This is a genomic window from Usitatibacter palustris (assembly GCF_013003985.1).
Lineage (GTDB): Bacteria > Pseudomonadota > Gammaproteobacteria > Burkholderiales > Usitatibacteraceae > Usitatibacter > Usitatibacter palustris.
In genome coordinates this window covers 3,830,461-3,849,448 of record NZ_CP053073.1, presented here as the reverse complement: position 1 = coordinate 3,849,448, position 18,988 = coordinate 3,830,461, and the positions used below count along the sequence as shown (strand labels likewise).

The following is an 18,988-nucleotide window of genomic DNA, read 5'->3' as shown; positions in this document are numbered from 1 at the left end:
AGATACAAAATGTCCGCGAAGCAAATCATCGCCAAGGTCCTGCCCATGCTCGTAGCGGCCGCCGTTGCCGTTCCCGCGCTCGTTGCCGCGCAACAGACGGTCTACAAGTGGGTCGACAAGGACGGCAAGACGCACTTCTCGGATTCGCCGCCGCCGTCGGACGCGAAGAAGTCGGAGCAGAAGACCGTCGGTGGCGGTTACGCTGCCACGTCGAATCTTCCGTACGCCACGCAGATCGCGATGAAGAAGAGCCCGGTCACGCTGTACACGGGCACGGACTGCGGCGAGTCTTGCGCGCAAGGCCGCGCGCTGCTGACCAAGCGCGGCATTCCGTTTGCGGAGCGCGATGCGCAAGGCAACGCCGAAGCCGCTGAAGCACTGAAGAAGCTGGTCGGCGGCCTCGATGTGCCCACGCTGGTCGTCGGCGAGTCGAAGGTGAAGGGTTACGAAGAAGGCCAGTGGACCGCCGCGCTCGACGGCGCCGGTTATCCGAAGACCGCGCTGCCGGGCTCGACGCCGCCCGCACCGGCGAAGGCACCGCCGAAGGCCGACGGCCAACCGCCCGCAGAAGGACAGCCGCCGGCGAAGCAGTGAAGATCGGGACCTGGAACGTCAACTCGCTCAAGGTCCGGCTTCCTCACCTGATCGACTGGCTGGCGAAGCATTCGCCCGACGCGGTTTGCCTGCAGGAAACGAAATGCGAGGACAAGGCCTTTCCCGCCGCCCAGATCGAGGCCGCTGGTTATCGCTGGGTCCACAGCGGCCAGAAGACCTACAACGGCGTGGCGCTGCTCACCAAGGTCGATTGCGATCGCGTGGGCCGGGGCATTCCCGAATTCACCGATGCGGCGAGCCGCGTCATCGCGGCCGATGTGCAAGGCACGCGCGTGGTGTCCGTGTATGTGCCCAACGGCCAGAGCGTGGGCTCCGACAAGTACGAGTACAAGCTGCGCTGGCTCGCGGCCCTCACCGCCTGGCTGCGCACCGAGCTCGCGGCGCATCCGCGCCTCGCGGTGCTGGGCGACTACAACATCGCGCCGGAGAATCGCGATGTGCATGACCCGCACGCGTGGGAAGGCCAGGTGCTTTTCAGCGAACCGGAGCGCGCGGCCCTGCGCGGTCTCTTCGACCTCGGCTTCGCCGACGCCTATCGCCTCTTTCCGCAGCCGGACAAATCGTTCACGTGGTGGGACTACCGCATGAACGCGTTCCGCCGGAACATCGGGCTGCGTATCGACCACATCCTGTTGTCGCCCGCGCTGGCGCAGTCGTGCACCTCTTGCACGATCGACGTCGAACCGCGCCGCCTCGAGCGGCCCTCCGATCACGCCCCCGTGCTGTGCGAGGTTGCTGCCTGATGGCCGCACTCAAGCGCCCCGGCGATGTCACCGACGAGGAAAGACTCGCGCGGCTGAAGGCCTACCGCGTCCTCGATACGCCGCCCGAGCCCGCGTTCGACGAGCTGGTGCGGCGCGCCCAGGATGCGGTGCGCGCGCCCATGGCGTGGCTTTCCTTCTTCGACGGCGAACGCGAGTGGATCAAGGCCAAGGCGGGCGTGGCACTCGCCCACCTGCCGCGCGAACACTCGCTCGCGTTCAATCGCGGCGAGCCGGCCTCCGCACTCCTCATCGAGGATGCCGCGCGCTCGCAATTCGCCGAGCATCCCCTGTTCGCGGGCGAACTGCGCGTGCGCTTCTTCTGCGCGATGCCGCTGATCATGCCCGACGGCGCGGTGCTGGGAACGCTCACCGTGCTCGATCGCATCCCGCGCACGCTTTCGCCGCAGGAACGCACGGCGCTCGAGAATCTCGCGACACTCGCCGTCGCCCGGCTCGAGACGCGCCTGCTGCAAGCACCCGCCGTCGTCGCTGCCAAGGCGGGTGCCCTCGAGGGAAATGCCGAGGAGCGCATCCAGCATCTCGCGCGCGAGTACCAGCGCATGAACGAATTGCTCGAGGAGGAGATCGGCCTGCGGCGCGGCGCGGAGGACAAGCTGCGGCGCGAGAAGGAATTCTCCGACGCGATGATCCAGAGCCTGCCCGGCGCCTTCTATCTCGTCGGCCCCGAGGGCGATCACGTGCTGCGCTGGAACGCGAGCCTGGGTCTTGCGACCGGCTACACCGACGCCGAGATCGCCACCATGCGCCCGCAGGATTTCATGTCGCCCAAGGATCGCGCGCCGCTCGAGGCGGCGATCCGGCAGGTGATCGAGCAAGGCAAGGAAGTGACGGTCGAGGCGGAGGTCGTCGATCGCGCCGGCAACGTGCGCCCGTACGCGTTCAGTGGCCGGCCGCTGCGCCTGGGCGGCCTCACCTACATGATCGGCGTGGGCCGCGACATCACCTTGCGGCGGCGCGCCGAGCAGCAGATGGCGCGCTCGAAGGAGCGGCTCGACCTCGCGCTCTCGAGTTCCAACCTCGCGCTCTGGGACTGGGACATCGTCGCCGATCGCGTCTACTACAACGAGTCCTGGGCGAAACTCCTGGGCGATGCGCCGCGCGAAGCGACGTTCGGGAGCGCGGAAGTCTTGTCGTGGACACATCCCGAGGATCGCGAGATCTTTGAAGCATCCATGGGCAACGCGATCCGGGGCGTGAGCGAGCAGTTCGACTGCGAGTACCGCGTACCCAATGCGGTGGGCGAATGGATCTGGGTGCATTCGCGCGGCAAGGTCACGATGCGCAACGACAGCAACCGCGCCGTGCGCCTCACGGGCACCACGACGAACGTCACCAAGCGCAAGGCCGCCGAAGAGCGCGCCGAGTACCTCGCCACCCGCGATGCGCTCACGGGCCTGCCCAACCGTGTGCTCCTGCACGATCGCCTCGAGCAATGCATCGTGAACGCCGCGCGCAACCAGGTGGGCTTCGCGTTCATGTTCATCGACCTGGACCGCTTCAAGACCATCAACGATTCCCTGGGCCACCAAGTCGGCGACGAGCTCCTCAAGCGCGTCGCCGCGCGCCTCACGGCCTGCGTGCGCGCTTCCGATACCGTCGCCCGCCTGGGCGGCGACGAGTTCGCGGTGATCCTCGAAAACCTTCGCGACGATGACGACGAAGGCGCGCAGCAGGTGGCCGAGAAGATGATCGCGGCGATGGGCGCGCCGATGCTCGTGAACAACCAGCACTTGAACACGTCGTGCTCGATCGGCATCAGCCTCTATCCGGTCGACGGCAAGGACTCGGCCACGCTCATGAAGAACGCCGACGTCGCGATGTACTACGCCAAGGACAAGGGCCGCAACAACTACCAGTTCTTCTCCTCGGAGATGAATGCGCGAGCGCAGGAGCGGCTGTCCGTCGAGAACTACCTGCGCCTGGCACTTCGCCGCGGCGAGCTCGTCGTCCACTACCAGCCGCGCATGAAGGTCGCCACCGGCGAGCTTGCCGGCGTCGAGGCGCTCATCCGCTGGCAGCATCCGCGTCGCGGGCTGCTCCCGCCCAACCGGTTCATCGAAGTCGCGGAGGAATCGGGCCTGATCGTTCCGATCGGCGAGTGGGTGATCGAGAACGCCTGCAAGCAGGTGCGGCAGTGGCAGCTCGCGGCCAAGAAGGATCTGCAGCTTTCGGTGAATGTCTCGATCGGCCAGGTGATCGATGGCGACCGTTTGTTCGCCGCGGTGCAACGTGCCCTGGCGCTCTCGGGCATCGACCCGGCCACGTTGGAGCTGGAGCTGACCGAATCGCTGCTCATGCAGAACATCGACGAGAAGGTGGCACTCCTCAATCGCCTCGGGAAGCTGGGAGTGGGCCTCGCGATCGACGACTTCGGCACCGGGTACTCGTCGCTGTCGTACCTGAAGGCCCTGCCGGTCGATTCGATCAAGATCGACAGCTCGTTCGTGCGCGACATCCATGCCGATCCGAACGACGAAGCCATCATCCGCGCGATCCTCGCGATGGCCCATTCGATGGGGCTGCGGGTGGTGGCCGAAGGCGTGGAGACGCCCGAGCAGCTCGCGGCCCTGCGCGAGCTCGGCTGCGACGAATACCAGGGCTTCCTCACGTCGGCCGCGCTTCCGGCCGAGGAATTCGAGCAGCGCTACGTGAAGTAGCGGCCCGTCAGTCCTTCGTTTCGATCTTCAGTTCCTGGATCTTGCGCGTGAGCGTGTTGCGGCCGATGCCGAGCAGCCCCGCCGCCTCGATCCGCCGCCCGCCCGTATGCGCGAGCGCCTTCACGATGAGGGCGGTCTCGAAGTCGCGCGTGAGCGGATCGGCGACACCCGATTCACCGCGCGTCAGGCGCGCGGCCACTTCGCGTTCGAGCGCCCGCCGCCAATCGCCTTCGCCCGCGCTGGCACCCGCGGGCACTTCGCCGCGTACCTCCGGCGGAAGGTCCTTCACATCGACCACCTGCCCGGGCGCCATCACCGTCACCCAATGGCAGAGGTTCTCGAGCTGGCGCACGTTGCCCGGCCAGTCCTGCGCGGCGAGGAAGGCGACCGCGCTCTCGGTGAGGCGCTTGCCCTCGACGCCGAGGTCACGCGCGCTCTTCGCGAGGAAATGGCGCGCGAGTCCCGGGATGTCCTCGCGCCGTTCGCGCATCGGCGGCAGGCGAAGACGAATCACGTTGAGCCGGTGGAAGAGGTCTTCGCGGAACAATCCCTGGCGAACTCGTGCGTCGAGGTCCTGGTGCGTGGCCGCGATCACGCGCACGTTGGCGGTGAGCGGCGTGTGGCCGCCCACACGATAGAACTGGCCGTCGGAGAGAACGCGCAACAGGCGCGTTTGCAGGTCCGGAGGCATGTCGCCGATTTCGTCGAGGAACAGCGTGCCGCCCTCGGCCTGCTCGAAGCGCCCGCGGCGCATCGTCTGCGCGCCCGTGAATGCGCCACGCTCGTGGCCGAAGAGCTCGCTTTCCAGCAGGTCCTTTGGAATGGCCGCGGTGTTGATCGCGATGAACGCGCGCGCGGCGCGCGGGCTGTGACGGTGCAGCGCCCTCGCGACGAGTTCCTTTCCGGTACCGGACTCGCCCGTGATCAGCACCGTCGCGTGCGATTGCGACAGGCGCCCGATCGCACGGAAGACCTCCTGCATCGCCGGCGCCTGGCCGAGGATCTCGGGGGTCTCGTCCTCGGTGGGAATGACTTCCACCTGCCGCCGGCTCTCCTCGATCGCGCGGCGCACGAGGTCGATCGCGTGGTCCACGTCGAAGGGCTTGGGCAGGTACTCGAACGCACCCCCCTGGAACGCGGCGACCGCGCTCTCCAGGTCCGAGTACGCCGTCATGATGATCACCGGCGTCGTGGGCAACTTTTCCTTGAGGCGCGACATCAGCTCGAGGCCCGAGAAGCCGGGCATGCGGATGTCGCTCACGACGACTTGCGGGGATTCGTCGCCGAGGTGATCGAGAGCATCCTGCGCGCCGGCAAAGATTCGGTGCGAGATGCCTTCGCGCGCGAGCGCCTTCTCGAATACCCAGCGAATCGAGCGGTCGTCGTCGATGATCCAGACGGGGTTGGCGCCGAGGTCGGGTGCGTTCATCGGAACTCCGCCATCGCGGTCTCGCGCTCACGGATCGGCAGCAGGATCGTGAAGCGCGTTCGACCGGGAGCGCTCTCGAATTCGATCATGCCCTGGTGGCGGCTCACGAAGCTTTGCGCGAGCGAGAGCCCCAGGCCGGTGCCGCCATCGCGGCCGCTCACCATCGGATAGAAGATCAGCTCGGCGATTTCCGGCGGCACTCCCGGGCCATCGTCCTCGATCGTCAGCGCGACCACGAGGCGATGGCGCTTGCGCGCGATGGTGAGCTGGCGCGCGATGCGCGTTTCGAATCGGATCGCGCCCCGCCCGGCGGTTGCCTGGGCCGCATTGCGGGCGACGTTGAGGATTGCTTGGATGAGGCTCTCCTTGTCGCCGACGAGGTCGGGCAGGCTCGTGTCGTAGTCGCGGCGGATTTCAGGGGCATCGGGAAACTCAGCGGTGAGCAGGGTGCGCACGCGCTCGAGCAATTCGTGGATGTTGATGGCCTCGATCTGCGGCAGCTTGCTCGGCGTGAGCAGGCGGTTCATGAGCGACTGCAGGCGATCGGCTTCCTTCACGATCACCTGCGTGAACTCGCGCAGCTCCGGGTCCGAGAGCTCGCCCTCGAGCAGCTGCGCCGCGCCGCGGATGCCGCCCAGCGGGTTCTTGATCTCGTGCGCGAGGTTGCGCACCAATTCGCGGTTGGCCTGTTGCTGCTCGAACAGGCGCTCTTCGCGGGCGATCTTCAGCTGCTGCTCGAGCTCGCGGAATTCCAGCAGCAAGCGCCCCTCGCCGGCATCGACCGGGGTGATCACGCCATGCAGGTGGATCGGATAGCCGACCACCTCGAGCAGGAGGTCGTTGTCGTTGAACCCGGACTCGGCCTCGAGCGCCTGGCGCAGGCGTTCTTCGAACGCGGCGTTGCCCGGGAGCGCCTTGTCGAAGGGCACTCCGATCAGGTGCTTGCGACCATGCGCAAGCAGGGTTTCGGCGGCGGGGTTGGCGTAGGTCACGTGCAATTGGTCATCGAGCATGAGGACGGCTGCCGATAGCCATTCGAGCCCGGCGAAGGGCGTCGTCATGGTCGGGAGCTGCTCTGGGAAAAAGCAATTAACGCGCCAGCCAAGAAGGCTGGCGCGTCGGCGGGATGCCGGAAGGGGGTGCTGCGGCTGCTCGAGGCTAGGGCTTCAGCGCGCCGAGTTCTTTCTTGAGCGCCTCGATGTTTTTTTCGTGCTCGGCGGCGGTAGCTTGCAGGCCCCGGATGCGGCTCGAGACCTTTTCGATGTTCTTGCGCAACTCGACTTGCTGCGAAGGCGTGGGGTCGACCGTCGACTGCGCGAGGCGCACGGCGGCGACGAGCTCCGGATTCTGCTGCTCGACGATGATGTTCTTGCGAAGGTCCGTCAGGCCCTTCTCCTCGCGGCTCAGCTCGTCCTCGAGGATCCTGCGGCGATCCTCGTCGCGCGACTTCTGCGTGCGCGAATCGACGGAGAAGCTCGCGGCAGCCACGCTCGGCTGCGGCTTCACGGTCGCCAGGGCGGGCTTGATGTCCGACTTCTCGACCTTCGTATCGGCAAGGGCAACGGTCGCGCCCGATGCCGGTGCAGGCGTGGGCGCCGCGGGTGGCTTGGGCGGCTGGCCCAGGACTCCGGCCGGCGTCGAAGGAATCGTGGTGATCGGTTCGAGCTCGACCACGATGCCGTCCTTGATCGGCTTGTTCGAATACGTCACGCGTCCCGATGCATCCACATGCTTGTAGATGGTCGACTGCTGGCCCACGGCTGCGGCCGACGCCAACGACAGGATTCCCAGTAACCAGAGCTGCTTCATCGCGCGCTCCCACTTGGGGGACGGGAGGGACAGGATAGGAAGCGGACTGGAAAAAATCAACTAGATCAATGAGATAAATGACACCTGCCCCCATAGCTTGTGGTTCTGGCGGAACGAAAACACAAAGGGGGCGGTTGCCCGCCCCCTTTTCACGGCCTCTTTCGTCCAGGCTCAGGACGAGTAGTACATGTCGAACTCGACCGGATGCGTGGTCATGCGGAAGCGCGTGACCTCTTCCATCTTCAGCGTGATGTACGCATCGATCACGTCGTTGGTGAACACGCCACCGCGCGTAAGGAACTCGCGGTCCTTGTCGAGCGAGTCGAGCGCTTCGTCGAGCGACGCGCACGGGTGCGGCACCTTCGCTGCCTCTTCGGGCTCGAGGTCGTAGAGGTTCTTGTCGAGCGGATCGCCGGGGTGGATCTTGTTCTGCACGCCGTCGAGGCCCGCCATCAGCAGCGCGGAGAAGGCGAGGTACGGGTTGGCGGTGGGATCCGGGAAGCGCACTTCGACGCGGCGGCCGTTCGGGCTCGACACGAAGGGGATGCGGCACGAAGCCGAGCGGTTGCGCGCGGAGTACGCGAGGTTGATCGGCGCTTCGAAGCCCGGGACCAGGCGCTTGTACGAGTTCGTGCCCGGGTTGGTGATCGCGTTGAGCGCCTTCGCGTGCTTGATGATGCCGCCGATGTAGTAGAGCGCGAATTCGGAGAGACCCGCGTAGCCGTCGCCGGCGAACAGGTTCTTGCCGCCCTTCCACACCGACTGGTGCACGTGCATGCCCGAGCCGTTGTCGCCCACGACGGGCTTGGGCATGAAGGTCGCCGTCTTGCCGTACGAGCGCGCGACATTCCAGACCGTGTACTTGAGGATCTGCAGCCAGTCGGCGCGCTTCACGAGCGAATTGAACTTGGTGCCGATCTCGCACTGGCCCGGCGCCGCGACTTCGTGGTGATGCACTTCGACTTCCACGCCCTGCTCTTCGAGCGCGAGGCACATCGCCGAACGGATGTCCTGCAGCGAATCGACCGGCGGGACCGGGAAGTAGCCGCCCTTCACAGGCGGGCGATGGCCGAGGTTGCCGCCTTCGATCTTGATATCGGTCGACCACGGGGCTTCTTCCGAATAGATCTTCACGGAGCAGCCCGACATGTCCACCTTCCACTCGACCGCGTCGAAGATGAAGAACTCGGGTTCCGGACCGAAGTAGGCGACGTCGCCGATGCCCGAGCTCTTGAGGTAGGCCTCGGCCTTCTTCGCGATGGAGCGCGGGCAGCGCTCGTAGCCCTTGCCCGTCGACGGCTCGACCACGTCGCACGAGATGGCGAGCGTGGGCTCGTCGTAGAAGGGGTCCATCCGCGCCGAATCCGGATCCGGCATGAGCAGCATGTCGGAGGCTTCGATGCCCTTCCAGCCGGCGATCGAGGAGCCATCGAACGCATGGCCGTCCGTGAATTTGTCTTCGGCGAAGAACTTCGTCGGCACGGAGACGTGCTGCTCCTTTCCTTTGGTGTCGGTGAATCGCAGGTCGATGAACTTGACCTCGTTCTCCTTGATTGTCTTGAACACGTCGTTTGCTGCCATGAGTTTCTCCTGGAGTGTTGAGAGCGCCCGAAAATGGGGAATACGCGGTCTGAATATGCCGGTGGAGGCCCTCAAATAGCAGAAACCATGCCATCGGAGTGCCCGAGTAAAGCTTTGAACTTGAAGGGCTAGCTCCCCGAAAAGACCCCGCAAGGCTCCAACGTGGTGCGTCGTTCGAAATCATGCACCATCATAGGGCTTCAGAGGAATTTGAAAAGGGGGTGCCGCCCGGACACTATATATGGAATGACTTCCGCGACTCCCCTGCGCACGGCCGACCGCTACGTGGTGATCGGCAATCCCGTCGCCCACAGCCTCTCGCCCACGATCCACGCGCGCTTTTCCGAGCAGACCGGTGAAGCGCTCGAGTACACGACGCTGCTCGCGCCGGTCGACGGGTTCGCACAAAGCGTTGGTGCATTCTTTTCCGGTGGAGGACGGGGCGCGAACATCACGTTGCCCTTCAAGGTGGAAGCCCTTCGCTTCGCCGATGAAGCCAGCGCGCGCGCGAAGCACGCCGGCGCGGCGAATTTCCTGGCCGTGCGCGATGGCCGCGTGTTCGCGGACAACACCGATGGCGCCGGCCTCGTCACGGACCTGCGCGCGAATCTCGGATTCACGCTACGAGGTGCGCGCATCCTGTTGCTTGGAGCGGGCGGCGCGGCGCGCGGCGTCATCGCACCGTTGACGCAAGCCGGCCCCTCCCGCATCGTGCTTGCGAATCGCACGCTCGCGAAAGCGCAGGAGCTCGCGGACCATTTCCCGGGCCTTGTCGCGTGCGGACTCGAGTCCATTGCCAATGCGCCGTTCGATCTCGTGGTGAACGCGACGTCCACATCCACGCGCGGAGAAGCACTCGCGCTTCCCGACAATCTTTTCGCGCCCGGCGCACTCGCGTACGACATGGCGTATGGCCCCGCGGCACGCGCATTCGTCGAGCGAGCCCGTGCACTGGGCGCCGCACGCGCGAGTGACGGGCTCGGGATGCTCGTCGAGCAGGCCGCGGAATCGTTCCAGCTCTGGCGCGGGAAGCGGCCGCAAACCGCACCGGTCCTCGCCGAACTTCGCGCGCGCGCTTGAAGTCCGCCGCGCGCTTCATCGCCTGGACGATCGCCGCGCTCGCCGCGGCGTTCCTTGCCTTCCAGGTCTCGTACCTGGTCCGCATCCTCTGGTGGAAGACGCACAACCCCACGACGACCGCGTTCATGGAAGCGAGCCTCGAGCGCCTGCGCACGACGAAGCCCGATGCAAAGCTGCGGCACCAATGGGTGGAGTACGAAAAGATTTCCAGTCACCTCAAGCGCGCGATCGTCGCCTCCGAGGACGCGAAGTTCACCGACCACGAGGGCTTCGACTGGGAGGAGATCGAGAAGGCCAAGGCGAAGAACAAGGAGAAGGGCAAGGTCGTGCGCGGCGCCTCGACCATCTCGCAGCAGCTCGCCAAGAACCTGTTCCTCTCCGGCGACCGGTCGATGTGGCGCAAGGGCCAGGAGGCGCTGATCACCGTGATGATCGAGAACGCGATGGACAAGCGGCGCATTCTCGAGATCTACCTCAACGTGATCGAGTGGGGTGACGGCGTCTACGGCGCCGAGGCCGCTGCGCGCCATTACTACGGACGTTCGGCGGCCGCGCTGGACGCGGAAGGTGCAGCGCGGCTTGCGGCCATGGTTCCCAACCCGCGCTTCTACGATCGCCATCGCAATACGGCCTGGCTGCGCAAGAAGACCGACCTGATCCTCGCGCGAATGTCGTCCGCGGAAGTGCCGTAAGTCATTTCGGCGACAGGAACACCCCCTACAATGGCGGGGCCATGGCCCGCCCCCGCGAAGAGCTCGCCCGTTCCCCGTCGCCGCAGGAGCACCTCGATGCGGTCGCGAAGCTGCTCGCGAAGCGCCGCCTCGTCGAGGACCTCGTGCATCGGCAAGGCGAGCGTGACAACCGCCGGCCCGAACTCGTCGAGGACCTCGTCCACCGCCAGCAAGTCGCGGCCATCGGCAAGCGCCTCGAGGGCCTGCATCCGGGCGATGTCGCCTACATTCTCGAAGGCCTGCCGCTCGACGATCGCCTCGTGGCGTGGGGACTGGTTTCCGAAGAGCGCCGAGGCGATGTCCTGCTCGAGGCGGCCGACAGCGTTCGCGAAACGCTCATCGCGGACATGGACTCCGCGCAAATCGTGGGCGCGGCCGAGTACCTCGACGCCGACGAGATCGCCGACCTTGCGCCCGACTTGCCCGACGAGGTCGTGCAGGACATCCTGGAAGCCCAGGACGACGAAGACCGGGCCCAGCTGCAATCCGCGCTTTCGTACCCGGAAGGGACGGTGGGCGCGCTCATGGACTTCGAGGTCGTCAGCATTCGTGACGACGTCACGTGCGAGGTCGCGCTGCGCTACCTGCGCCGCTACGAGGAGCTCCCAAGCCAGACCGATGCGCTGTTCGTCGTCGATCGCGTCGATCACCTGAAAGGTGCCCTGCCGCTCAAGAGGCTCCTCGTGAGCGATCCGGAGGTCGAGATCTCGACGCTTTACGACCGCGACATCCTGTCGTTCAGTCCCGAGAGCGAAGCCGACGACGCGGCGCATGCCTTCGAGCGCTATGACCTGGTGAGCGCGCCGGTGGTCGACGTGCGCGGAAAGATCGTCGGGCGCGTCACGGTGGAGTCGGTCCTCGAGTTCGTGCGCGAGCGCCAGGAAGCTCAAGCGCTGGGCAAGGTGGGCCTTCGCGAGGAGGAGGATCTCTTCTCGAGCGTCTGGGCGAGCGCGAAGAACCGCGGGCCGTGGCTCGCGCTCAACCTGTGCACGGCGTTCGTTGCCTCGCGTGTCGTGGGTGCCTTCGAGGGCTCGATCGAGAAGCTCGCGGCGCTGGCGGCCCTGATGCCCATCGTCGCCGGCATCGGTGGCAATTCCGGCAACCAGACGACGACACTCATCGTGCGGTCGCTGGCGCTGGGTCAGGTGAGCCCTTCGAATGCGCGCCGTCTCCTGCTGAAGGAGCTGGCCGTGGCCACCGCGAACGGCGTGATCTGGGGTGGTGTGCTCGGGATCGTCGCCTGGCTTCTCTACCGCAACGTCGCGCTGGGCGGCGTGATGGCGCTGGCGATGCTGCTGAACCTTCTTGTTGCGGCACTGGCGGGCATCTTCATCCCGCTCGCGATGGAACGCTTCGGGCGCGACCCCGCGGTTGGTTCGAGCGTGTTCCTCACGTTCGTGACCGACAGCATGGGCTTCTTCATCTTCCTCGGCCTCGCGACCGTCTTCCTGCTGTAGGCATGGCAAGGCTCTTCTTCGCGCTTCGGCCCTCCGCGCCGGCGCTTGCGGCGCTGGCCGCGCTCGGCGAATCGCTGGCACGGCAGTCAGGCGGTCGTGCCGTTCCCGCCGCGAAGATCCACCTCACGCTCGCATTCCTGGGCGAGGTCGAGCCGCAACGGGTCGCAATGGCCCGGGGCGCTGCTGATGCCGTGGGCTCCGAACGATTCGAAGCCCGGTGCGACCAGGTTGGATCATTTCGTGGCGCCGGAGTGGCCTGGGCGGGAATGTCGGAGATGCCCGCCGGCCTCGTGCGGCTGGCCGCGAGCCTTGCGGCTCGACTACGGGATGCGGGCTTCGTGCTCGAGACGCGGCCGTTCGTTCCCCACCTCACGCTGGTGCGGCGGGTGGAGCGCGCGGTCCCGGTGACGCCCATCGCTCCGATCGCGTGGACGATGGAGGGCTTCTCGCTGGTCGAATCCGACCTGCGAAGCGGGCGTTACGTCGAGCGGGGGAGCTGGGGAGGGAAACAGGGAACCCGCTAGCGAGGCGCTACCGGGCCGGAGTTGCCAACCGCTTTCGCGGAGGCTCCGGTCAGGTCGCGCCTCGTGTCCGGGTCAAGCCGACGGGCTTGGGGGAACCGGAGGTTCCCGGTCAGCTCATCGGCTTGATCAGCGGTGTGATGACGGGAGTGACCACCGGCGGAGCCATCATCGGCTTCATCGGGGCCGGTGCCCTCATCGCGGGCTTCTTCTTTGCCTTCACCGCTTTCTTCTTTGCGGGCTTCCGCTTTTTCTTGGAAGCCTTTTTCTTGGCCTTCTTGGCTGACTTTTTCTTGGCAGCTTTCTTTTTGGCCGGCTTGCGCTTTTTTGCTGACTTCTTCTTTGCCTTTTTTGCTTTCTTTGCAGCTTTCCGCTTTTTCGCAGGCTTCTTGGCCTTCTTGGCGGTTTTCTTGGCGGTCTTCTTCTTCGCAGCTTTCTTCTTCGTAGCCATCGTCGACTCCTTTCAATGTTGGACCGAATGGGTTGGAACCCTGAGGTCCCTTCCCGTCTGACCAAGCGTTCGGATTCGCATCGAACGAGGTACCTGGTGGCACTGGATCTCTAACTCGCGCGACCTTTGTTGACCGTTCCAATCGCGCGCACCAGCTTGGTGAGGCGATTCTCTAGGATTTCCGCGGAGACACACCTGACTATTTGAATCGACTCGATCCCTTTTGGTATCGGGTCGATACCAATCAGGGTCGCACTCGCTTTTTTATCGCGGCAGCGTGCGCTCGGCGGAGAACAACGCGCTGATCGGCTCGCGCGCGCGCACTTCATGCGCCGTTTCGCCGTCGATCATCACCTCGCAGGGACGCGGTCGGGTGTTGTAGTTGGAGCTCATCGCCATCGCGTAGGCGCCGGCGGAAAGGATGGCGAGCAGGTCGCCGGGGCGCACGGCGAGCGCGCGATCGCGCCCGAGCACGTCGGACGATTCGCACACGGGGCCGACGACGTCGTAGGTCTCGCGCGGTCGGCCGCCCGTGTCGCCCGCCTCGACGATCTCGTGCCAGGCGTCATAGAGCGCGGGGCGGATCAGCTCGCTCATCGAGGCGTCGACCACGGCGAAGTGCCGCGCCTTGTCGAGCTTGAGGTACTCCACCTTCGTGAGGAGCACGCCGGCGTTGCCGACGATCGCGCGGCCCGGCTCGAGGAGCAGTTCGAGGTTGCGGCCGCGCACGCGTTCCACGAGGCGGCGTCCATAGGCGTGGATGTCGGGCGGCGCCTCGTCCCGATAGCGAATGCCGATGCCGCCGCCGAGATCCAGGTGTTCGAGCGCGATGCCTTCGTGCGCGAGCGCGTCCACCAGCCCCAGCACGCGATCGAGCGCTTCCTCGAGCGGCGCGGTCTCCAGGATCTGCGAGCCGATGTGGCAGTCGATGCCCGTCACGCGCAGGTTGGGGAGCTTCGCCGCCTTGCGATACACCTCGATGGCGCGGGCGTGGGGGATGCCGAATTTGTTGCCGGCCATGCCCGTCGATATATAGGGATGCGTTCCGGCGTCGACGTCGGGATTCACGCGCAGCGACACGGGTGCCTTGACGCCCCGGCGGCCGGCGATCGCGTCGAGCCGTTCAAGCTCCTGGTCGCTCTCGACGTTGAAGCAGCGGATGCCGTGGGAGAGCGCGGTGTCGATCTCCGCTTCGCTCTTGCCCACGCCCGAGAAGAGGACCTTCGACGCTTCGCCGCCGACGGCGAGGACGCGGGCCAGCTCGCCTCCGGAGACGATGTCGAAACCCGCGCCCAGGCGACGCAGGACATCGAGCACGGCGAGGTTCGAATTGGCCTTCATCGCGTAGCAGACAAGGTGCTCGACGCCGGCGAGACTCGCGTCGAATTCCCGGTAGGCCGCCTCGATGGCGGCGCGCGAATAGACGTAGCAGGGCGTGCCGAAGCGGCGCGCGATTTCAGAGAGGGCGACACCCTCGAGGCGAAGTTCGCCCGAGGCGCGCGTGAGAGTAGTCATGGGGCTGTGGATGCGGGTTTGGCCGGTGCCGTTTCGGGAAGCTTGAGCGGACCTTTCTGCCCGCAACCGGCGGCCAGCAGCAGGGCGAAAAGGGCGAGTGCGAGGCCGCGTATCATCGTCGGGATTATGACGGAATCCGAATTCCATCGCGCTGTCGACGCCGTGCTCGCGCGCATTGAAAACGCGCTCGAACCGCATGACGACCTCGATATCGACCTCGAGGGCGGCGTGCTCACGCTCGGTTGCCCCGACGGCACGAAGATCATCGTCAATCGCCAGGCGCCCAATCGCGAGATCTGGGTGGCGGCGCGCTCCGGCGGCTTCCATTTCGCCGCGCGTGACGGCGCGTGGCGCGATACGCGCAGCGGCGAGGAGCTCTTCGCGTCGCTCGCCGCGATCATCGCTGCGCAAGCAGGAGTGCAAGCCGACTTCGGTTGAGGCAAATGCCTTCGCGCGTGTTGGAAAACGCACAAAACGGCCGCAAAATCGGTCCCGGGACGTGATGGTATCGAATCGACACGAAAAGTCGGGTTTGCAATTCCTTGACTTTATCGTGTCGACCCGATACTAATAGGGCCGTGGACAAGAACCCGCTGGTTCTTCTGGAGCTCGTCGAGCGTCTCGGCAACCTGATGCGCACGGAGCTTCGCAAGTCCGGCTCAGACGAAGCGCTGCAGCCGGTTCACCTCCAGGCGCTGCTTTACCTGAGCAAGGCGAACCGCTATTCCAACACGCCGCAGGCGCTCACGGACTACCTGGGCCTCACGAAAGGCACGGTTTCCCAGACGCTGCTGCTGCTCGACCGGCGCGGGTTGATCGAGCGCTACGAGGACGACATCGACCGGCGTGTCGTGCGGCTGCGACTTTCCACCTCCGGCGAGCAGTTCCTCTACGAATCTCAGCCGACCCTGGCTTGGCAGAACGCCACCCGCAACATCAGCCCGAACCGGATCCGCAACGCGACCTCGGCGCTGCGCGAGACGCTCGTGCAGCTGCAGCTCGACAACGAAGGCTCGCACTTTGGTAGTTGTAACACCTGCTCCTGGAGCCAGAAGCTCTCGCAGCGCATCGCCCGGTGCGGCCGGATGGGCGACCGCCTCTCGGGTCCCGAGACCCGGAAGATCTGCTGGCTCTACAGCGCGAAGGCCGAGGAAGCGGACTAGAGACGCGAGCGGGCGCGGGCAATCGCCGCGCGAACCGCGGTGGGGGCCGTGCCGCCGATGTGCGAGCGGGAAGCCACCGAGCCCTCGGGCGTGAGGAACTTCAGCACGTCATCGCCCACGAGCGGCGAGAACGCCTTCAGTTCCGGCAACGAAAGCTCCGCCAGGTCCTTGCCGGCCGCTTCGGCCGTCTTCACCGCTTTCGCGACGACCTCGTGCGCATCGCGGAAGGGCAGTCCCTTGCGGACCAGGTAATCGGCAAGGTCGGTTGCGGTCGCATAGCCCTCGCTCAGGGCCGCGCGCATGCGCTCGGCGTTCACCGTGAGGCCGCCGAGCATCTCGGTGAGGAGCGACAGGACATCCCGGAGGGTATCGACCGCATCGAAGAGCGGTTCCTTGTCCTCCTGGTTGTCCTTGTTGTAGGTGAGCGGCTGTCCCTTGGTGACCGTGAGCATCGCCACGAGGCTGCCGTAGACCCGCCCGGTCTTGCCGCGCATGAGCTCGGCCATGTCCGGGTTCTTCTTCTGCGGCATGATCGACGAGCCCGTGCAGAACCGGTCGGCGAGCTTCACGAAACCGAAGCGCGGGTTCATCCAGAGGATCAGCTCCTCGGCGATGCGCGACACGTGGGTCATCGACAGCGAGGCGGCCGCGAGGAATTCCACGGCGAAGTCCCGGTCGGCGACCGCATCGAGCGAATTCTCGCAAACGCCCTCGAAACCGAGTTCCTTCGCCACCGATTCGCGGTCGATCGGATAGCTCGTGCCGGCCAGGGCGCTCGCACCGAGCGGCAGGCGATTGACCCGGCGCCGGCAATCGACCAGCCGCTCGGTATCGCGGGAGAACATCTCGTAGTAGGCCATCAGGTGGTGGCCGAACGTGACCGGCTGCGCGACCTGGAGATGGGTGTAGCCCGGCATGAGGGTCGCGGCGTGCTGCTCGGCGATGTCGAGGATGCGCGTGCGCAGGGCCTTGAGCACCCCGAGCAGGCCATCGATCTCCGCGCGCAGCCACAAGCGCATGTCGGTGGCGACCTGGTCGTTCCGAGAGCGAGCGGTGTGCAGGCGCTTGCCGGCATCGCCCACGAGCTCGGTCAGGCGGCTTTCGATGTTGAGGTGGACGTCTTCGCGCTCGATCGACCAGGCAAAGCGCCCGGCTCGGACCTCGGCGAGGATCTCGGCCATGCCGCGCTCGATATCGGCGACATCCTTGGCCGGAATGATCCCGCAGCGGCCGAGCATGCGCGCGTGCGCGAGCGAACCCTCGATATCGTGCTCGGCAAGGCGCTGGTCGAAGGTGACCGATGCGTTGAACCGCTGGGCAAGTCGGTCGAGGGGCTCGCCGAAGCGGCCCGACCATGGCTTGTGAGTGTCTTCTTGCATGGGATCGTCGGCCATGGCGAAATGAGTGCGTGGCCAGTATAAATCAGACCGGAGCCCTGATCCGGCTCCCGAACTTCTGCAACCTCGGCGTGATGCTTCGCGCCCTGGTGCTGGTGAACCTGTTCGTGCTGGCGGCGGCGGCCCTGCGCACGCGATCGCTCGGCGAGTTTCCGTTCGAGTTCCTGCTGCTCGCCGCCTTCGTCGAACCCGTGCTGATCCTCTCGCTCGTGGTCCTGTGCCTCGCGCGCAAGGCCCTGCATGCGATCGGCTATGCGGGTGCGATCGGCGCGCTGTTCGTCTTCGAGCTGCTGGTCGCGTGGGGGCTCCAGGAGTTCTTCGGCCAGCTCCTGCCCGACCGCGCGCCGCTGCCGTACCCGATGCTCGCGCTCGTCGTGGTGTTCGTCACCGGCTGCACGCTTCTCTACTTCGACCTGCGTTCGCGCGCGCTCTCGCCCGCGATCGCCGAGGCTCGTATCCAGGCGCTCCAGGCCCGCATCCGGCCGCATTTTCTCTACAACAGCATCAACGCCGTGCTCGCCTACATCCGTTCGGAGCCTCGCAAGGCCGAACGAGCCCTCGAAGACCTCGCCGACCTCTTTCGCGTGCTCATGGCGGACAACCGCACGCTCACGCCCATCGGACAGGAAGTCCAGCTCGCCCGCCAATACCTTGCGATCGAGGAGCTGCGCCTCGGCGACCGGCTGAAGATCACCTGGCGCATCGACGAAATGCCCGCCGAAGCGCTCGTGCCGCCGTTGTTGCTCCAGCCGTTGGTCGAGAACGCCGTGTACCACGGCATCGAGCCGGCCGAGGCGGGCGGGGAGATCGTGATCGATGTCCGCCGCAAGGACGGCCAGGTCGTGATGGAGCTCACCAACCCGTATTCGGCGGCCGGCAGCCACGTGGCCGGCAACCGGATGGCGATCGCCAACATCCGCGAGCGCCTCCAGCTGCACTTCGATGCCGAGGCGAGCATGCGCTCCGAGGTCGGCAACGGAATCTATCGCGTGACGATCAAGCTTCCCTATATGGTGGCGCCATGACGCTTGCGCAGACCGGGGTGCCGCGGGTCCTGATTGCCGACGACGAGGCGCCGGCCCGCTCGCGTTTGCGCGACCTGCTCGACGACTGCCGCGGCGAGTTCCCGCTGACGATCGTGGACGAGGCGAAGAACGGGCGCGAAGCGCTCGAAGCCGCCACCCGCGAGAAGGTCGACATCGTTCTCCTCGATATCCGCATGCCCGAGATGGACGGCATGGAAGCCGCACGCCACCTCGCCGGGATGCCGCAGCCGCCGGCGATCATCTTCACGACGGCGTTCGACGCCTACGCGATCAAGGCTTTCGAGGTGAACGCGATCGACTACCTCCTCAAGCCCATCCGCCAGGAGCGGCTGCTCGCGGCACTTCGCAAGACGCGAGCGGGCGCCCCGGTGACGCGCGAGGCGCTCGATGCGGCGGCGAACCTGCCGCGCAAGCACCTCTCGGTCCACGAGCGCGGCAAGATCCACCTCGTGCCGATCACCGACATTCTCTACCTGCGCGCCGAGCTCAAGTACGTGACCGTGCGCACCGCGGCGCGCGAGTTCATCGTCGAGGAGTCGCTCACGCACCTCGAGGAAGAGTTTCCCGGTGCCTACATCCGCATCCATCGCAACTGCCTGGTCGCGCGCAGCGCCGTCACGGGCTTCGAAAGGAGCTCGGGCGAGAGCGAATCGGGCTGGGCGGTGGTGGTGGCCTCCACGGGCGAACGGCTGCCCGTGAGCCGGCGCCAGCAGCACGTGGTCAAGGAGTTCAAGTAGAGGTCCGCGGAGGC

The 18,988-nt window shown here is 66.1% G+C and carries 19 protein-coding genes; 11 read left to right on the top strand and 8 right to left on the bottom strand.

The window, feature by feature from the left end; all coding sequences use genetic code 11:
- Positions 1 to 9 precede the first annotated feature (9 nt).
- The 3 genes from DSM104440_RS18675 to DSM104440_RS18665 are packed head-to-tail and all read left to right on the top strand — an operon-like array spanning position 10 to position 4,057.
- Positions 10 to 594, top strand: coding sequence for a glutaredoxin family protein (locus DSM104440_RS18675; RefSeq protein WP_171165363.1), 585 nt, complete (start codon positions 10 to 12; stop codon positions 592 to 594).
- A complete protein-coding gene (xth, locus tag DSM104440_RS18670) occupies positions 591 to 1,358 on the top strand; it encodes an exodeoxyribonuclease III (protein WP_171165361.1) in 768 nt (255 codons plus the stop codon). The genes DSM104440_RS18675 and xth overlap by 4 nt, the downstream gene beginning before the upstream one ends.
- Complete coding sequence (locus tag DSM104440_RS18665; protein WP_171165359.1) at positions 1,358 to 4,057, top strand: sensor domain-containing phosphodiesterase; 2,700 nt, start codon at positions 1,358 to 1,360, stop codon at positions 4,055 to 4,057. The genes xth and DSM104440_RS18665 overlap by 1 nt, the downstream gene beginning before the upstream one ends.
- Before the next feature lie 7 nt (positions 4,058 to 4,064).
- Here the strand turns inward: DSM104440_RS18665 and ntrC are convergent, their stop codons facing one another.
- From ntrC to glnA, 4 genes are all read right to left on the bottom strand, one after another.
- A complete protein-coding gene (gene ntrC / locus DSM104440_RS18660) occupies positions 4,065 to 5,486 on the bottom strand; it encodes a nitrogen regulation protein NR(I) (RefSeq protein WP_171165358.1) in 1,422 nt (473 codons plus the stop codon).
- The gene (gene glnL / locus DSM104440_RS18655) at positions 5,483 to 6,547 is read right to left on the bottom strand and encodes a nitrogen regulation protein NR(II) (protein ID WP_171165357.1); all 1,065 of its coding nucleotides are present in this window, start codon (positions 6,545 to 6,547) and stop codon (positions 5,483 to 5,485) included. The genes ntrC and glnL overlap by 4 nt, the downstream gene beginning before the upstream one ends.
- 97 nt (positions 6,548 to 6,644) lie before the next feature.
- The gene (locus tag DSM104440_RS18650) at positions 6,645 to 7,295 is read right to left on the bottom strand and encodes a DUF4124 domain-containing protein (protein WP_171165356.1); all 651 of its coding nucleotides are present in this window, start codon (positions 7,293 to 7,295) and stop codon (positions 6,645 to 6,647) included.
- A 171-nt stretch (positions 7,296 to 7,466) separates the two neighbouring features.
- A complete protein-coding gene (gene glnA / locus DSM104440_RS18645; RefSeq protein WP_171165355.1) occupies positions 7,467 to 8,876 on the bottom strand; it encodes a type I glutamate--ammonia ligase in 1,410 nt (469 codons plus the stop codon).
- Positions 8,877 to 9,122: 246 nt separating this feature from the next.
- Between glnA and aroE the strand changes: the two genes are divergently transcribed.
- The 4 genes from aroE to thpR are packed head-to-tail and all read left to right on the top strand — an operon-like array spanning position 9,123 to position 12,668.
- Positions 9,123 to 9,956: a shikimate dehydrogenase gene (aroE, locus tag DSM104440_RS18640; protein WP_171165354.1), complete on the top strand. Its 834-nt coding sequence runs from the start codon at positions 9,123 to 9,125 to the stop codon at positions 9,954 to 9,956.
- A complete protein-coding gene (mtgA, locus tag DSM104440_RS18635; RefSeq protein WP_171165353.1) occupies positions 9,953 to 10,648 on the top strand; it encodes a monofunctional biosynthetic peptidoglycan transglycosylase in 696 nt (231 codons plus the stop codon). The genes aroE and mtgA overlap by 4 nt, the downstream gene beginning before the upstream one ends.
- Positions 10,649 to 10,689: 41 nt before the next feature.
- The gene (mgtE, locus tag DSM104440_RS18630; RefSeq protein ID WP_171165351.1) at positions 10,690 to 12,144 is read left to right on the top strand and encodes a magnesium transporter; all 1,455 of its coding nucleotides are present in this window, start codon (positions 10,690 to 10,692) and stop codon (positions 12,142 to 12,144) included.
- A 2-nt stretch (positions 12,145 to 12,146) separates the two neighbouring features.
- A complete protein-coding gene (gene thpR / locus DSM104440_RS18625) occupies positions 12,147 to 12,668 on the top strand; it encodes an RNA 2',3'-cyclic phosphodiesterase (protein WP_171165349.1) in 522 nt (173 codons plus the stop codon).
- A gap of 109 nt (positions 12,669 to 12,777) precedes the next feature.
- On the opposite strand, the gene DSM104440_RS18620 is transcribed toward thpR, so the two are convergent.
- The 3 genes from DSM104440_RS18620 to lptM form a co-directional block, all read right to left on the bottom strand.
- A complete protein-coding gene (locus DSM104440_RS18620) occupies positions 12,778 to 13,116 on the bottom strand; it encodes a hypothetical protein (RefSeq protein ID WP_212758138.1) in 339 nt (112 codons plus the stop codon).
- 264 nt (positions 13,117 to 13,380) lie between these two features.
- Positions 13,381 to 14,631, bottom strand: coding sequence for a diaminopimelate decarboxylase (lysA, locus tag DSM104440_RS18615; protein ID WP_171165347.1), 1,251 nt, complete (start codon positions 14,629 to 14,631; stop codon positions 13,381 to 13,383).
- Positions 14,628 to 14,747, bottom strand: coding sequence for an LPS translocon maturation chaperone LptM (lptM, locus tag DSM104440_RS19655; RefSeq protein ID WP_425509641.1), 120 nt, complete (start codon positions 14,745 to 14,747; stop codon positions 14,628 to 14,630). The genes lysA and lptM overlap by 4 nt, the downstream gene beginning before the upstream one ends.
- A 46-nt stretch (positions 14,748 to 14,793) precedes the next feature.
- On the opposite strand from lptM, the gene cyaY reads away from it, so the two are divergent.
- Both cyaY and DSM104440_RS18605 read left to right on the top strand, forming a co-directional pair.
- Entirely contained in the window at positions 14,794 to 15,069 is a 276-nt protein-coding gene (cyaY, locus tag DSM104440_RS18610) for an iron donor protein CyaY (protein ID WP_246212060.1), read from the top strand.
- 140 nt (positions 15,070 to 15,209) lie between these two features.
- The gene (locus DSM104440_RS18605) at positions 15,210 to 15,794 is read left to right on the top strand and encodes a MarR family winged helix-turn-helix transcriptional regulator (RefSeq protein ID WP_246212059.1); all 585 of its coding nucleotides are present in this window, start codon (positions 15,210 to 15,212) and stop codon (positions 15,792 to 15,794) included.
- Here DSM104440_RS18605 and argH read toward each other — a convergent pair.
- Positions 15,791 to 17,173, bottom strand: a complete 1,383-nt coding sequence (argH, locus tag DSM104440_RS18600; protein WP_171165343.1) for an argininosuccinate lyase — start codon at positions 17,171 to 17,173, stop codon at positions 15,791 to 15,793. The genes DSM104440_RS18605 and argH overlap by 4 nt on opposite strands.
- Positions 17,174 to 17,202: 29 nt before the next feature.
- On the opposite strand from argH, the gene DSM104440_RS18595 reads away from it, so the two are divergent.
- Positions 17,203 to 18,216: a sensor histidine kinase gene (locus DSM104440_RS18595; protein ID WP_246212058.1), complete on the top strand. Its 1,014-nt coding sequence runs from the start codon at positions 17,203 to 17,205 to the stop codon at positions 18,214 to 18,216.
- Entirely contained in the window at positions 18,213 to 18,974 is a 762-nt protein-coding gene (locus tag DSM104440_RS18590; protein WP_171165339.1) for a LytR/AlgR family response regulator transcription factor, read from the top strand. Before DSM104440_RS18595 ends, DSM104440_RS18590 begins: the two co-directional genes overlap by 4 nt.
- The last annotated feature ends 14 nt before the right edge of the window (positions 18,975 to 18,988 follow it).